Genomic DNA, 14901 nt, shown 5'->3' with positions numbered 1-14901 from the left:
ATCATTCCCCCCTCTCGGCCATCAGGAGCTCGATATCCTCTTCGTTGATGCCGACCATCGCCTCGCCGAGGTCTTCGGAGAGCTCCGCGATGATCTTCGGGTCCTCGTAGTTCGTCACGGCCTGCACGATGGCGCGAGCGCGCTTTGCCGGATTGCCCGACTTGAAGATGCCCGAGCCGACGAAAACGCCCTCGGCGCCGAGCTGCATCATCAGCGCAGCATCGGCAGGCGTCGCGACGCCGCCCGCGGCGAAGTTGACGACCGGCAGGCGACCGTTGTCGTGGACGTGCTGGACGAGTGCGTACGGCACAGCGAGTGCCTTGGCCGCCTCAAAGAGCTCATCCTCGCGCTTTGCCGTCAGCGCGGCAATCTGGGCATTGATCTTGCGCATGTGGCGCACGGCCTGCACGACATCGCCCGTGCCCGGCTCGCCCTTCGTGCGGATCATCGAGGCCCCCTCGGCAATGCGGCGCAGTGCCTCACCGAGGTCGCGCGCACCGCAGACGAACGGCACGCGGAACTTGCGCTTGTCGATGTGATAGACATCATCGGCTGGCGACAGGACCTCGCTCTCGTCGATGTAGTCAATCTCGATGGCCTCGAGCACCTGCGCCTCGACGGAGTGGCCGATGCGGCACTTGGCCATGACCGGGATGGAGACGGCCTGCTGGATGCCCTTGATCATCTTCGGATCGCTCATGCGCGAGACACCGCCCGCCGCGCGGATGTCAGCCGGGATGCGCTCGAGCGCCATGACGGCACAGGCACCGGCCTCCTCCGCAATCTGCGCCTGCTTCGGCGTCGTGACGTCCATGATGACGCCGCCCTTGAGCATCTGGGCGAGCTGCTTGTTGAGTTCATAGCGATTGTCAAATTGTTCTGCCATATCGATTCCTCCATCTCTCTTGCTGTGCACTGGAATGATTACATTCCCCAGTATACGCCTTTCTGGCTTTATCAAAAGTCTCAATCCACTTTATTTTCGCAAGGTCAAAAAACACGGTCAGCCCACCTCCTGGTCAAAGCGACGGAAGAAATCTGGCCTTGCCTTGCAGGAATAGACTGACCCTAACGCGAATGAACAACAAAAGGTAATTTTCCAGAAAAAGAAATGAGGGAATCAAATGCTTTATACTATCGAGAACAACGAGCTCTGCGTGCAGGTGCGCGATCACGGCGCGGAGCTGCGCTCCATCAAGGAACGCGAGGACGAGACGGAATACCTCTGGAACGGCGACCCGACCTGGTGGCGCTACAGCTCACCGGTGCTCTTCCCGATCGTCGGCAAGCTCAAGGGCAACAAGTACCGTGTGGGCGGCAAGACGTACGAACTGCCGAGCCACGGCCTCGGCCGCATCTCCGATTTCCAGCTCGTCGAGAAAGAGGCGGACCGCATCGCCTTCTCGCTCTGCTGGACGGAGGAATCGCTCGCGCACTATCCGTGGAAATTCGAGCTCCAGGTGGCCTACGAACTCCACGGGAAACAGGTCAAGGTCATCTGGACGGTGCACAACCACGACGACCACGAGATGATCTACTCAATCGGCGCACACGGCGCCTTCCGCTGCCCGATTGTGCACGGGGAAGCATTCTCCGACTATTACCTCGAGTTCAACCATGAAGAAGATGCGCCGAACATGCCTCTCAACAAGGAGGGCCAGTACCTTCGCGCGCATGGCACGAAACCGCTCAAGGGTACGCGCCTGCCGCTCTGCTATGAAGAATTCAAGGACGACGTCCTCGCCTACCACAATCTCAAGTCGGACAAGGTCACGCTGCGCTCGACAAAGAGCGATAAGTCGCTGTCTGTCATCGCCAAGGACTTCCCCTACTGGGGCTTCTGGACCCCGGGCCAGGGCGGTGCGCCGTTCATCTGCATCGAGCCATGGCACGGCCACGCCGACTACGAGGACTTCGATGGCGACTTCGCCGACCGCGAGGGAAGTGAACGCCTCGCAGCAGGCGAAGAAGCGGTGTTCAGCTATACGATTGAGATTGGCTGACACAGTGAGTCGGCAGCAGGGCAGCAGGGCCCTGCCACCCTGCCGCCATGTCACGATTGACCATCGAGGCCGCACAAATCCCACGAAAAAAACGCTGGCAAAAGCTGTCAGCGTTTTTGTATGCAAGAAAACGGGCGATGCGCTAGCCAGAGGGACGGGGCTGGCCAGAAGCGGAGCGTTGAGGCCCTGCGTGAAGAACCGATTTTTTGCCATCCCGCCCTTGCCAAAGAGCGTCGTCCAAGCAACGCGCGTTTAGCTCTTTGGCAAGGATTGATTCTGAGGCAAAAAATCGGTTTAGCAGGGGCTCATCGCGCAGTGCTGGCCAGCCTCGTCCCGTCGGCGTCAACTTTGCAAAAACTCAGCGGCGGCTCTCTGCCACTGCCTTGAAGGCCCTGCCTGCCGCCTCGATCGTGCGGTCGATGTCTTCGTCACTGTGTGCGCCGGACATGAAGAGCGTCTCGAACTGCGACGGGGCGAGGTAGATGCCCTGCTCGAGCATGCTCTTGAACCAGACCTTAAAGGCTTCCTGATCCGAAGCACACGAGTCATCGTAATTGTAGACCTCATGCTCGTTGAAGAAGATGCCGAACATCGAGCCGGCCTGATGCGCCTGGATCGTGACGCCGGCTTCCTTGGCCTTCTCGAGCCAGCCGAGCAGGAGCTTCTTCGTCTTGAGCGTCAGCATGCGGCTGTAGTCCGCCTCGCCCGGCTCCGGCTCTGCCGTGATGATCTTGAGCGTCTCGATGCCGGCCGTCATCGCGAGCGGATTGCCCGAGAGCGTGCCCGCCTGGTAGACGGGGCCCGCCGGCGAGACCTTCATCATGATGTCGCGTCGTCCGCCGTAGGCCGCGACCGGCAGGCCGCCGCCGATGATCTTGCCGAGGCATGTGAGGTCCGGCGTGATGCCATAGGCCGCCTGTGCGCCGCCGAGCGATGCGCGGAAGCCGCACATGACTTCATCGAAGATCAGGATCGTGCCGTGTGCCTGCGTGAGCTCGCGGATCTTGCGCAGGTAGCCCTGCTTCGGCGGCACGCAGCCCATATTGCCCGCGACCGGCTCGATGATGACCGCTGCGATCTCGTCGCCCATCTCATCCATGACCTTCGTGATGGCCTCGACATCGTTGTAGGGTACCGAGATCGTGTCCGCCGCCGTGCCCTTCGTGACGCCGGGCGAACTCGGCACGCCGAACGTCGCCATGCCCGAACCGGCGTTGACGAGCAGGCTGTCGCTGTGGCCGTGGTAGCAGCCGATGAACTTGACGATCTTCTCGCGCCCCGTGTAGCCGCGCGCCAGGCGCAGCGCGCTCATCGTCGCCTCCGTGCCCGAGTTGACCATGCGAATCGTCTCGATGGACGGGTAGACCTGCATGACGAGCTTCGCGAGCTCCGACTCTAAGAGCGTCGGGGCGCCGTAGCTCGTGCCGCGCGTCGCCGCCTCCTGCAGCGCCTTGACGACGTTCGGGTGAGCATGGCCGACGACCATCGGGCCCCATGAGCCCACGTAGTCGATATACTCGTTGCCGTCGATGTCGAAGATGCGGTCACCCTTCGCCTTCGCGATGAACGGCGGGTTGCAGTCGACATTGGCGTACGAGCGGACCGGGCTGTTGACGCCGCCCGGCATGAGCGTCTTGGCTTCGTTGAAAGCCGCCAGAGATTTTTCGAGATTCAGCATACCTTACTCCTCTTCCTTGAGCCATCTTGCCGCATCCAGTGCGTGGTACGTGATGATGATGTCCGCACCGGCGCGCTTCATGCTCGTCAGCGTCTCGAGCACGATGCGCTTCTCGTCGATCCAGCCGTTCGCCGCCGCAGCCTTGACCATCGCGTACTCGCCGCTGACATTGTAGACGGCGACTGGATGATGGATGTGGTCGCGAACCTGGCGCACGACATCGAGGTAGGCGAGTGCCGGCTTGACCATGATGATGTCAGCGCCTTCCATGAGGTCGAGGTCGACTTCCTTGAGGGCCTCGCGCGCATTGGCCGGATCCATCTGGTACTGGCGGCGGTCGCCGAACTGCGGCGCGCTGTCGGCAGCATCGCGGAACGGGCCGTAGTAGCCCGAAGCGTACTTGACGGCGTAGCTCATGATGGAGACGTTGAGGAAGCCATGCGCGTCGAGCGCTTCGCGGATGGCGGCGACGCGGCCGTCCATCATGTCGGACGGCGCGATGATGTCGGCACCGGCCTCAGCCTGCGAGACGGCGACTTTCTGCAGGAGTTTGAGCGTCTTGTCGTTGTCGACGTAATGGCCCTCGAGATGGCCACAGTGGCCATGCGTCGTGTACTGGCAGAGGCAGACATCGCCGATAATCATGAGCTCTGGCACCGCGGTCTTGATGGCCTTGATGGCGCGCTGCACCGGGCTCGTCGGGTCCCAGGCCGAAGAGCCGTCTGCATCCTTGTACTCCGGCAGGCCGAAGACCTCGACAGCCGGGATGCCGAGTTCGGCAATCTCCTTGGCAAGCTCGACCGCATTGTCGACCGAGAGATGGTAGCAGTTCGGCATGCTCGGGATCTCTTCCTTGACATGCTCGCCCGGAACGACAAAGATCGGGTAGACAAAATCCTTCGCCGAGAGAGTCGTCTCCCGGACCATGGCGCGCATGGCCGGCGTGATGCGCATGCGGCGCGGACGAAGCTTCTGGTTATACATAACAACATCTCCTAAATACATAGATGTCTGGCAGATACCTGCCATGGCAATCGCAGAACAGAATGAAGTCGGCTCTCGCCTTTGCTCAGACGAGGCTTTCGCGCATGGCCTCGACGAGACCTTCGATGGTGTACGTCGAAGCCACGATGGCAGGCTCGATGCCGTGCCGACGGGCCGTCTCGGCCGTCACCGGGCCGATGCAGGCGGTCTTGACGCCCGCGAGCGGCTCGATGCCGCCGAGCAGCTTGACGAGGTTCTCGACGGTCGAGGAGCTCGTGAACGTCACGAAGTCGATGGCGCCGCTCTCGAGCTCTTTCCGGAGCGCCGCGCGCTCTTCCTCACTCGTTTCGGCCATGACCGTCTGGTAGACCGGCACGACGTCGACCTCGGCCCCCTGCTCGCGCAGTTTCTCGGGCAGGATCTCGCGCGCTGCCGCAGCGCGCGGCAGGAGGATCTTCGCGTGCGGCGGCAGCTTGCCCTTGAGGGCTTCTAAGATGCCCTCTGCGCGGAACTCCTGCGGCACGACGTCGGCGCGGATGCCGTACGAGGCGAGCTTCCCCGCCGTCGTCTTCCCGATGGCCGCAACCTTCGCGTAGCCGAGTGCGCGGACATCGCGGCCCGCGGCGAAGAGGCGCTCCATGAAGCGCTCGACGCCGTTCGTGCTCGTGAAGATCAGCCACTGGTAGGCGTCGATTCCTGCGATGGCCGCATCGACGGCCGCATAGCCGTCATCCGGCGCAGCGATCGCGATGGCCGGCTTCTCGATGACGCGGGCACCGAGGTCTTCGAGGCACGCAGTGAGCTTCGATGCCTGGCTGCGCGCGCGCGTGACGAGCACCGTCCGCCCGAAGAGCGGCTTCTGGCTCAGCTTATCGAACCACTGCAGGTTCTCGCGCAGCTTGACGACCTCGCCGACGATGAAGATGGCCGGCGGCTTGAGTCCCTTCCGCTTGACGTCCTCAGCGGCCGTGCCGACCGTCGTCATGAGGACTTCCTGCTCCGGCTTCGTGCCCCAGCGTATGACGGCTGCCGGCGTATCTGCCGGGCGTCCGTTTTCTATGAGCTCTTCCGTGATGTGCGGCAGATTGGCGACGCCCATGAGGAAGACGAGCGTGTCGACACCCGTCGCCAGCCTATCCCAGCGGATATTGCTCTTGCCCTTCGTCGGGTCCTCGTGGCCCGTGACGACGGCAAACGACGTCGCAATGCCGCGGTGCGTGACGGGAATGCCCGCGTAAGCCGGCACCGAGATGGCGGACGTAATGCCCGGCACGACCTCAAACGGCAGGCCGTTCTCCTCGAGCAGCAGACCCTCTTCGCCGCCGCGGCCGAAGACGAAGGGATCGCCGCCCTTGAGGCGCACGACTATCTTGCCCTCTTTCGCCTTGTCGACGAGCAACTGATTGATGTCCGGCTGCTTCATCGTGTGGTGGCTCGACGCCTTGCCGACGTAGATGAACTCGGCATCGCGCGGCGCCCAGCCGAGGATGCGGTCATCCGCGAGGCGGTCGTAGACAACGACCTCGGCGCGCTTCAGGCAGTCGACTGCCTTGAGGCTGATGAGGCGGTAGTCCCCAGGACCAGCCCCGACCAGATATACCATACCTGCCATAATAAAACTCTCCTCTTCTCTTCGTGAAATATCGCCAGCGCAGACGCAGCTGCGCCCAGGTTCTCTCTGCCCGCCTCATCGGTCGAGCAGCAGGCCGATCTCGTGCAGGATCTCGATGCCGCCCATCGCGAGCAGCTTGTCGGCAAGCGATGTGCCGAGCGACTCGGCCTCTGCCGCGCTGCCCACAGTAGTGTCGCGGTAGAGGCGCGCGCCGTCGAGCGAGGCGATGACCGCCTCGACATGAAGCCGCTCTCCGGCAGCAGGCACTGCGTAGACGCCGACAGGCACCTGGCAGCCGCCTTCGACGCGGGCCAGGAAGGCGCGCTCCGCCCTGGCGCAGGCCACCGTCTCCTCGTCGTTGAGGAAGGCGATGAGATTGCGCACCTCGCCGTCATCCGCGCGCGTCTCGATGGCAAGAGCGCCCTGCCCGACGGCCGGCAGCACCATCTCGCGCGGCAGCACCTCCGTGATGCGGTCCGCAAAGCCGAGGCGCTTGAGGCCTGCCACGGCCAGGATGATCGCGTCGAAGTGCTCGCGCTCAAGCTTCTCCAGGCGCGTGTTGACATTGCCGCGCAGGTCCGAAATATTGAGGTCCGGCCGTGCGTGCAGGAGCTGCGCCTTGCGGCGCAAGCTCGAGGTGCCGACCTTTGCACCCTGCGGCAGATTCTCGAGCGTCTTGTACACAGGGCTCACCACAGCGTCCCCCGGATCAAATCGCTTCGTGATGGCAGAGATCACGAGACCCTCCGGCACCTCTGTCGGCATGTCCTTGAGGCTGTGCACCGCGATGTCGATGCCGCCCTCGAGCATCTCCTGCTCGAGCTCTTTCGTGAAGAGCCCCTTGCCGCCGATCTTGGCGAGCGGCGCGTCGAGGATCTTGTCGCCCTTTGTCGTCATGAGCTTCTTCTCGACCCGCAGCTCTGGATAGCGCTCCTTCAGGCGCTCTGCCACATAGTCCGCCTGCCAGAGCGCGAGCTTACTGCTTCGCGTCCCGATAACGATTGTGCCGTTCTTCACTCGTTGCCGCCTCCCCTATCGTGTCCAGCTTGAACAAGGCCCGCATGGCCTCGATGTAGAATGACTCCTGCGGCGTGCCCGCCGAAGCATTGAGCTTCATCATCGGCATGCGCAGGATCTTGCGCACGATCATGCGCGTCATGTGCTCAATCTGCCGACGCTCCGACTTCGTGAGGTCCGGCAGCTTCGACGATGCGCGGCGCACCTCGCGCTGGCGGATGCGCTCGCAGCGCTCCGAGAGCAGCGCCATGAGCGGACGGAAGGAGAGGTACTGGAATTTGTCCTCGATGGACTTCACTTCCTCCTCCACAATGGCATGCGCGAGCTTTGCCTCCTGCAGCCGCTCCTCCTTGTGCTCGTCGACGACGGCCTCCAACGCATCGATGTTGTAGAGCGTCACGCCCTTGATGCCCGCGACCTCCGGATCGACGTCGCGCGGCACGGCGATATCGATGAAGAAGAGCGGCCTGCCCTTGCGCTTCGTCATGAGCTGGCGCGTCTCCCAGGGCTTGACGACGTAATGCGGCGCGCCCGTCGACGTCACGATGACATCGACATCCACCGCCCGCTTCAGCGCACCGTCGAACGGGACGGCCTCGCCGCCGAACTCCGCCGCGAGCTGCTCAGCCCGCTCGATGTGACGGTTTGCCACGTAGATCTTGCGCACGCCGTGTGCGACGAGGTGCTGTGCCGTGAGCTCCGCCATCTTGCCCGCGCCAAAGATCAGCGCATTCGAGGCCGCAAGCGAGCCGAACTTCTCCTCGGCAAGCTCGACGGCCGCATAGCTGACGGAAACCGAATTGTAGGCGATGCGCGTCTCCGTGCGCACGCGCTTGCCCGTCGCGATGGCACGGTGGAAGAGCGTATTGAGCACGGTGCTCGTCGTGCCGGCCTCGCGCGCAATCGCGTACGCCTCCTTGACCTGCGAGAGGATCTGCCCCTCGCCGAGCACGAGCGAATCGAGGCTCGACGCCACGTTGAAGAGATGGCGGATGCATTCCTCGTCGACGAACGAGTAGAGATACGCGTCGATGTCCTCGTCGTTGCCCGTCAAGTCAAACAGGAACTGCTTGAGCGTCGCTGCATCTTCCTCTGCATCGTCGACGACGGCGTACATCTCGCTGCGGTTGCAGGTCGAGAGCACGACGGCCTCCGATATCCCCTCGTATTCGTTGAGATTTTCCAGCCCGTCGCGAACGGCCTGCCGGGAAATCGCGAAGTGCTCGCGCACCTCCACAGGCGCCGTCTTATGATTGAGGCCTAAAATCAATAATTGCATGTCGAATCATTACCTCCGCCCGGTTCAGACGACCGGCCTTGACTAATTCCATGATGTCCCGCGACAATGCCGCGCGCCAGAATGCCTGACGGTCATCGCTCGTCGGCAGCTTGTCCTTCATCTCCTGACGGATCGCGGCCAGCCTCTCGATCCAGAGGCCGAAGGCCGGCGGGAATGCCTGCTCGAGCTGTTCGCGCAGGCTGCGCGAAAAGGCAGGGCTAAGGCCGCCCGTGCCGATGGTCAGCAGGAAGCGGCCGCGCCGGATGCTCGCCGGCACAAAGAAGTCCGAGAGCTCCGGCTCATCGGCCACATTGACGAGCGCACCGGATGCGCGCGCCTCCTCGGCCGCCACGCGGTTGACCGCATGATCATCTGCCGTGCAGAAGACAAGGAACGGGCGCACGCGCTGCAGGAACCCCGCCTCGTACGGCTGGGCCAGCCAGAAGAAGCATCCTGTCGACGCCTCCTGATAGAGCAGCCTCGTCAGGGCCGGTGCGATGACAATGAGGTGCGCGCCCGCCTGCAAGAGCACATGTGCCTTGCGCTCGGCAACGCGCCCGCCGCCGATGATCACGCAGACACGCCCTGCGATCTCCATATTGACCGGATACTGCACGCTCATCCCCCCGCCCATAATCTGAACATTCATCAATTACGAATCTCATTCACTTATTGTAATCACCTTCTTATTATAACGGATGTTTATGCAAAAGAAAAGAAGCTCCGAGCAAAAGTCGTCATGACTTTTATCAAAGCTTCTGATTCTGTATCTTATCGTATTATCTGCATCACGTCGAACCGTCGTCGGGGATGACATGCGCGGTCAGGAAGATCATGATCTCAGACTCGGAGCGGCTCTGGCGTACGCTGCGGAAGAAGGCACCGAGGATGGGCAGGTCGCCGAGGAACGGGATCTTCGACAGCGTCCTCGATTCATCGCTGCCGATGAGGCCGCCGATGACCATCGTCTCGCCGTCGCGCAGGCTGACCGTCGTGTCGGCACTGCGGTTCTGGAAGCGGTAGGCCTTGATGTCCTCGACGTACAGCGGCGAGCTGACCTCTGTGTGCACCGTCGCCGTGATGCGGCCGTCCTCGTGGATGCGCGGCGTGCAGCGCAGGATGATGCCGGCCTGGCGGTAGGTGTACGTCGTCGTCGTCGTGCTGTTCGTCACCGACTGCGTCGGCACGGGGACCTCGCCGCCGATGTTGATAAGCGCCTCCCGGCCCTGTACCGTCGTGATATTCGGCCGCGCGAGCATCTTGGCCTTGCCCTGCGTCACGAGCGCCTGTATTGTCGCGCTGTAGTAGAACTCGAACGGCACCCCCTCCGGGCCGCGTCCGAACTGGATGATGCCCGGCACCGTTCCGTCCTGCGTGTGGCGCTTGATCTCCTTTTCCTGCACTTCATGGTCCGTGCCCTTGTGGCGGTACGTCGTCTCGAAGTCTGGATATTGCGGCAGCGATGACCACTGCCACTCGACGCCGAGTTTCTTGGATGCGTCCTTTGAGAGCGCCACGACCTTTGCTTCAAGCGATACCTGCTGCGGCTTGCAGTCGAGATGGCGCACGAGTTCCGCCACGCCAGATGCCTCTGCTGCCGTGCCATAGAACAGCACGGAATTCGTCGCGCTATCGACGAGGACGCGGCGCGCACTGCCGCCCGCGCCTTCCTGCTGCGCATCCGCCTTGTCAGCCGCGCTGCGCAGCGAGAGCTCCGCCGCACGCGCGATGTCAGCGGGGTCGGCATGGCGCACGGGGTAGACGTGCACGCTCCTGAGGCCGTCTGCCCGCGCGGCCGTCGTCACGAGGTACGTCGTGCCCTCCTTGACGAGCACGAGCCCCTTCGAAGCAGCGACCATGCGCAGGAGTTTCGTCGGCTCCTCTGTCACATGGAGCGTCACCGTCCCCTCCACGCTGTCATCGAGCACGATGTTCTCGTGGCCCGCACGCGCCAGCGACATGAGCACGGAGCGCACATCGCCTTCGACGACCTGCATCTCGATGGGTGCGGCCTCCACGCCGCCTGTCAAAAAGCACCCGAGCAATACCGTGCCGAACATTACCCTCCCTATCCTCTTTGTCCAGTTGACCGTCATCGGCTGCCTCCTTTCCTCTTCTCTTTTACGCATCTTGTGCTAACGCGTCTCTATCCTGTCATCTTGTCCGGCAGCTTCTCCATCCGAATGGAATGAAGCCATTGGCAGCCAGATTTCACCGTCTGGGCCGCAAAGCCGCACACCCGCCCTGCCGATCTCGACGACCTCGTAGCCGAAGAAGTGCTCGCCGACGGCCAGGGATCGGCTCTGCGCGCCGTCCGAGAGGATGACGAGCGGCTCCGCGCCCTGCACGATGCCTCGAAGTGCCAGTACAGGCTCAGGCGCGGAGACGGGCATCTCTGGAGCCGCCTCCGCCCTCATAGACGCTCGGGCGGGCGGCGCGGGCGGCTGCACATTTTGGGCAGATTCCGTCTTCTGCGCGGCTTTCACAGGCGCGGCCGCCGCTTCGCCGCGCTTCTCGTGCCCAGGCGAGAAGGGATTGCGCAGGTCTTCGACTGCCACCTGGCTCTCCATGCCGCGAATCTTCTCGTAGCGCGCGCCATCCCGGCTCTTCTGCGCCACCGCGGGCGCGCTGCCTCCATCTGCGGCCGTCTCCGGCAGTTCCTGGTCCATCCCATCGGCTGCGCCCTGCCAGAACAGCACCACTGCCAGCAGCACAGCGGCTACAGCTGCAAAGGCAATCTGCTTTGGCGTCACATGCATCAGCATCCCTCCCCTTATATTATTATATTTACATTATTCTGATTTTATTTTATACGAAGAAAGGCTCTGCCAAACGGACAGAGCCTTTCCTGCGCCTTTGACTGCGTCTGTGTACTGCCACAGATAAGCCTCGGGTATGTGCTATGGATTATTTTGCAGCTTTAGCAGCCTTGAGTGCCTGGAGCTTCGGTCCCATGATGCGCTTGTAGGACTCGACGCCCGGCTGGTTGAAGGCATCGACATCTGCGAGTTCACCCTCATAAGCAACGCTCATCGCGAGCATGTAGAGGAGTTCGCCGAGGTGATAGGCATTGAGCTCCGGCAGTGCGAAGCATGCATTATAGCGTTTGTTCGAAGCGAGTGCATCGGCATTCGACTGGCGGGCAACCTCGAGGGCCTCGCTCATCGTGACGCCGGAGATGTCAGCCAGCTTCTTGGCCTCCGGGAAGGTGTTCGGGATCACGAGGTCATTCGCCCACTTCTCGATCTTGACAAACTGAACGACCTTGTTGAGCTTGCCTTCCTGATGCTGCTGCGTCTGGGAGTGCATGTCCGTCGTGCCGACAGCGACGAGCGGCGTGCGGCCGTAGCAGACTTCCTTGCCCTCTTTGTTGAACTGCTTGCCGAGGGATTCTGCGAGCAGCTGGATGTACCACTCGGATACGGACTTGAGGTAATCGCCGTACGGCATCATGACCTCGATGTCGCGGCCGTGCTTCTCCGAGGCAGCGAACTTCAGCGCTGCGTTGAGCATAGCCGGGTTCTGCCAGATATCATCGTTCTGGCAAGCCTTGTCCATGTCCTTGGCACCGTCGAGGAAGCTCTTGATGTCAAAGCCGATGCAGGCGGCCAGCGTCAGGCCGACTTCCGTGAAGACCGTGAAGCGTCCGCCGACACCGTCCGGTACAGCAAACTGCGGCCAGCCCTTCTCGATGGCCAGCTTCTTGAGGAGCGTCTGCTTCTCCATGTTCGGGTCCGTGACCGCGATGACTTCGACGTCGATGCCCGGGTATTTCTGCAGGGCGTCATAGACGACCATGAAGTTCGACATCGTGTCGAGCGTACCGCCGGACTTCGAGATGACAAGCAGCAGGACCTTGAGGTTGCGCTTCTCATGGTACTTGAGGATCTTGGACTCATCTTCGAGATGATGGATGAGATCACCCGTGCTGCGCGGATCGATGTTGTTGCCGCTGAAGTAGACCTGCGGGAAACCGTTGCGCTCTTCCTTCGTGAGTTCATTCCAGTATGCACCGCACTGCACGTCGAAGAGGACCTTGTTGCCGAGGTAGGAACCGCCGATGCCCATCGAGACGACGACGTCGACATTCCCCTTGACGTGGTCCGTCAGTTCCTGCAGGCGCTTCAGCGAGCTCGGGCTGTTGATGTGGCCTTCCTCAACGTACGGCGTCTGAGAGAACAGTACCTTCTCCGGTTCGCCGTCCTTCGAGAGATGCGCACGGATGAAGCCCGTCTCGCGCATGACCTTCATGGCTTCATGCGCCTTCTTGAGATCTTCCTCGTAGGATTTGAGGTCCGCTTCCGTGACTTTGCCTTCACCGTAAAGATTGTCGTAGTCGAACGTAAAACCGGATTTCAGCTTTAAACTCATGTTCTAACACTCCTCTTCTTGTTCTGCTGCAGGTTCTCTCACCGCGGCCATTTGCTCAGGAATACGGAAGGGATACCGGCAGCAGATCGCTTATTCCATACGATTCCATTATACCATGTATCCCTTATTCTGTGAACTATTCTCTTCTGTGAAAGTCAGGCTAAGAGAGGCTTGACGGCCTCTGCGAGCTTCTCCTTCTCGGCCTGTGCCTCTGCGAGGTCCTTGCCGAGCGTCGTGAAGTACGTCTTGATCTTCGGCTCCGTGCCGGACGGGCGAACGACAACCGTCGAGCCGTCATCGAGCTTGTAAATGAGCACGTTTGCCTTCGGCAGCCCCGTCTTCTCCGGCTCTGCGTAGTCAATCGTCTCGACGACCTTCTTGCCGGCAAACTCCGTCGGCGGGGTCTGGCGCAGGCTGACCATGATGCCCTTCATCTTGTCCATGCCCGAGAGGCCCGGGAACGAGAAGGCATCGACCTTGTTGTAGTAGCGGCCATACTGCTGATAGATCTCTTCAAGGCGCTGCTTGATCGACGAGCCGATGGAGCGGTAATAAGCTGCCATCTCGCAGATCAGCATCGAGGAGACGACGGCATCCTTGTCGCGGACGTACGGGCCGGCGAGGTAGCCGTAGCTCTCCTCGAAGCCGAAGATGAAGCGATCCGTCTCGCCAGCTGCCTCAAGCTGTGCAATCTGGTCGCCGATCCACTTGAAGCCCGTCAGCACGTGGCGGAGCTCCACGCCGTAATGCTCGGCGACCTTGTCAGCAAGAGGCGTCGAGACGATGGACATGACAGCCACCGGGTTCTTCGGCATCGTGCCCTTCTCGATGCGGCCCTGGCAGATGTAGTCGAGCAGCAGGACACCCATCTCGTTGCCCGAGACGAGCTCGTAGCTGCCGTCAGCGCACTTCATCGCGATGCCGACGCGGTCAGCATCCGGGTCCGTCGCGAGCATGAGGTCAGCCTGCTCCTTCTTCGCGAGCTCAAGGCCTTTCTCAAGTGCCGCAAAGATCTCCGGATTCGGGTAACTGCAGGTCGTGAAGTAGCCGTTCGGGTACTCCTGCTCCGGCACGATCGTGATGTCCGTGATGCCGATGTCCTTGAGCACGCGCGTGACTGGCACGAGGCCCGTGCCGTTGAGCGGCGAATAGACGAGCTTGAGGCCAGCCGTCTTCGCGAGGCCCGGGCGGACCTGGCGCGCCTCGATAGCCTTGTAGAAGGCATCTTTGCAGTCCTCGCCGACGAACTGGATCAGGCCCTTCTCGACGCCCTCGGCAAAACTCATGTGCTTTGCGCCCGTCAGCACATCCGTCTTCTGGATGGACGCGTAGACAACAGCGGCCGCATCATCTGTCATCTGGCAGCCGTCCGGGCCGTATGCCTTGTAGCCGTTGTACTGCGCCGGGTTGTGCGAAGCCGTGATCATGATGCCGGCGTTGCAGTGGTAGTAGCGCGTCGCAAAGCTCAGGGCCGGTACCGGCATGAGCTCCTCGTAGAGGCGCACGTGGATGTCATTTGCCGCGAGGACGCCGGCGGCCTCGCGCGCGAAGTTCCAGCCCTTGAGACGGCTGTCGTAGCTGATGGCGACGGTCTGCGTGCCGCCCTGCGTCTTGACCCAGTCGGCAACGCCCTGCGTAGCCTGGCGAACGACCCAGATGTTCATGCGGTTCGTGCCTGCACCAAGCACGCCGCGCAGGCCGGCCGTGCCGAACTCCAAAGCGACGGCGAAGCGGTCCTTGATGGCCTCATCATCACCGGCGATGTCATTGAGTTCCTTGTTCAGATCGAAGTCCACGAGATCGGCAGTTGCCCAGCGTTTGTACTCATCCTGATACATATTGAATCCATCCCTTCCTGAATCCCTTTTCAGCAATCACTGTCATTGTGATGTTTTGATTTATTGTTGTAGTTCTTTTTCGACAGAAATTGCCTGAATCCTGCAAATCCTACAAAAAG

Annotated in this window: 12 protein-coding genes; 1 reads left to right on the top strand and 11 read right to left on the bottom strand. The window is 61.7% G+C overall.

What is annotated here, in order from left to right; genetic code table 11:
- Position 1: 1 nt before the first annotated feature.
- Positions 2 to 886 (bottom strand): pyridoxal 5'-phosphate synthase lyase subunit PdxS, encoded by an 885-nt coding sequence (pdxS, locus tag QDI87_RS09325; RefSeq protein ID WP_278743098.1) that lies wholly within the window; start codon positions 884 to 886, stop codon positions 2 to 4.
- Between the two features lie 238 nt (positions 887 to 1124).
- On the opposite strand from pdxS, the gene QDI87_RS09320 reads away from it, so the two are divergent.
- The gene (locus QDI87_RS09320) at positions 1125 to 2003 is read left to right on the top strand and encodes an aldose 1-epimerase family protein (RefSeq protein WP_278743096.1); all 879 of its coding nucleotides are present in this window, start codon (positions 1125 to 1127) and stop codon (positions 2001 to 2003) included.
- A gap of 358 nt (positions 2004 to 2361) precedes the next feature.
- Here the strand turns inward: QDI87_RS09320 and hemL are convergent, their stop codons facing one another.
- The 10 genes from hemL to QDI87_RS09270 all read right to left on the bottom strand — a co-directional run bounded on the left by hemL (position 2362) and on the right by QDI87_RS09270 (position 14782).
- Positions 2362 to 3681 carry a glutamate-1-semialdehyde 2,1-aminomutase gene (hemL, locus tag QDI87_RS09315; RefSeq protein ID WP_278743094.1) on the bottom strand — a complete coding sequence of 440 codons (1320 nt, stop codon included), beginning with the start codon at positions 3679 to 3681 and terminating at the stop codon, positions 2362 to 2364.
- 3 nt (positions 3682 to 3684) lie between these two features.
- The gene (gene hemB / locus QDI87_RS09310; RefSeq protein WP_278743093.1) at positions 3685 to 4665 is read right to left on the bottom strand and encodes a porphobilinogen synthase; all 981 of its coding nucleotides are present in this window, start codon (positions 4663 to 4665) and stop codon (positions 3685 to 3687) included.
- A gap of 85 nt (positions 4666 to 4750) precedes the next feature.
- Positions 4751 to 6277, bottom strand: coding sequence for a uroporphyrinogen-III C-methyltransferase (cobA, locus tag QDI87_RS09305; protein ID WP_278743092.1), 1527 nt, complete (start codon positions 6275 to 6277; stop codon positions 4751 to 4753).
- 75 nt (positions 6278 to 6352) lie between these two features.
- Positions 6353 to 7294, bottom strand: a complete 942-nt coding sequence (gene hemC, locus QDI87_RS09300) for a hydroxymethylbilane synthase (RefSeq protein ID WP_278743091.1) — start codon at positions 7292 to 7294, stop codon at positions 6353 to 6355.
- On the bottom strand, positions 7254 to 8573 hold the full coding sequence (hemA, locus tag QDI87_RS09295; protein WP_278743089.1) for a glutamyl-tRNA reductase: 1320 nt from the start codon (positions 8571 to 8573) through the stop codon (positions 7254 to 7256). The genes hemC and hemA overlap by 41 nt, the downstream gene beginning before the upstream one ends.
- Complete coding sequence (locus QDI87_RS09290; RefSeq protein ID WP_278743087.1) at positions 8542 to 9222, bottom strand: precorrin-2 dehydrogenase/sirohydrochlorin ferrochelatase family protein; 681 nt, start codon at positions 9220 to 9222, stop codon at positions 8542 to 8544. Before QDI87_RS09290 ends, hemA begins: the two co-directional genes overlap by 32 nt.
- A 139-nt stretch (positions 9223 to 9361) precedes the next feature.
- Positions 9362 to 10669: a type II secretion system protein GspD gene (locus QDI87_RS09285; protein ID WP_415949922.1), complete on the bottom strand. Its 1308-nt coding sequence runs from the start codon at positions 10667 to 10669 to the stop codon at positions 9362 to 9364.
- A gap of 39 nt (positions 10670 to 10708) precedes the next feature.
- Positions 10709 to 11332 (bottom strand): hypothetical protein, encoded by a 624-nt coding sequence (locus QDI87_RS09280; RefSeq protein ID WP_036376257.1) that lies wholly within the window; start codon positions 11330 to 11332, stop codon positions 10709 to 10711.
- Between the two features lie 148 nt (positions 11333 to 11480).
- Positions 11481 to 12944, bottom strand: a complete 1464-nt coding sequence (locus tag QDI87_RS09275) for a glucose-6-phosphate isomerase (protein ID WP_036376253.1) — start codon at positions 12942 to 12944, stop codon at positions 11481 to 11483.
- Positions 12945 to 13099: 155 nt separating this feature from the next.
- Positions 13100 to 14782, bottom strand: coding sequence for a phospho-sugar mutase (locus QDI87_RS09270; protein WP_036376250.1), 1683 nt, complete (start codon positions 14780 to 14782; stop codon positions 13100 to 13102).
- Between the last annotated feature and the right edge of the window lie 119 nt (positions 14783 to 14901).

The organism is Mitsuokella jalaludinii (assembly GCF_928722185.1).
GTDB classification, from domain to species: domain Bacteria; phylum Bacillota; class Negativicutes; order Selenomonadales; family Selenomonadaceae; genus Mitsuokella; species Mitsuokella jalaludinii.
The sequence above is the reverse complement of the archived record's forward strand: the minus strand, read 5'-3'. Positions and strand labels throughout refer to the sequence as shown.

Coding starts and splice junctions, on each gene's coding strand:
- hemB (WP_278743093.1), bottom strand. CDS start 4,665: ATGTATAACCAGAAGCTTCGTCCGCGCCGCATGCGCATCACGCCGGCC.
- QDI87_RS09275 (WP_036376253.1), bottom strand. CDS start 12,944: ATGAGTTTAAAGCTGAAATCCGGTTTTACGTTCGACTACGACAATCTT.
- cobA (WP_278743092.1), bottom strand. CDS start 6,277: ATGGCAGGTATGGTATATCTGGTCGGGGCTGGTCCTGGGGACTACCGC.
- QDI87_RS09320 (WP_278743096.1), top strand. CDS start 1,125: ATGCTTTATACTATCGAGAACAACGAGCTCTGCGTGCAGGTGCGCGAT.
- hemA (WP_278743089.1), bottom strand. CDS start 8,573: ATGCAATTATTGATTTTAGGCCTCAATCATAAGACGGCGCCTGTGGAG.
- QDI87_RS09290 (WP_278743087.1), bottom strand. CDS start 9,222: ATGAATGTTCAGATTATGGGCGGGGGGATGAGCGTGCAGTATCCGGTC.
- QDI87_RS09285 (WP_415949922.1), bottom strand. CDS start 10,669: ATGACGGTCAACTGGACAAAGAGGATAGGGAGGGTAATGTTCGGCACG.
- QDI87_RS09280 (WP_036376257.1), bottom strand. CDS start 11,332: ATGCATGTGACGCCAAAGCAGATTGCCTTTGCAGCTGTAGCCGCTGTG.
- QDI87_RS09270 (WP_036376250.1), bottom strand. CDS start 14,782: ATGTATCAGGATGAGTACAAACGCTGGGCAACTGCCGATCTCGTGGAC.
- pdxS (WP_278743098.1), bottom strand. CDS start 886: ATGGCAGAACAATTTGACAATCGCTATGAACTCAACAAGCAGCTCGCC.
- hemL (WP_278743094.1), bottom strand. CDS start 3,681: ATGCTGAATCTCGAAAAATCTCTGGCGGCTTTCAACGAAGCCAAGACG.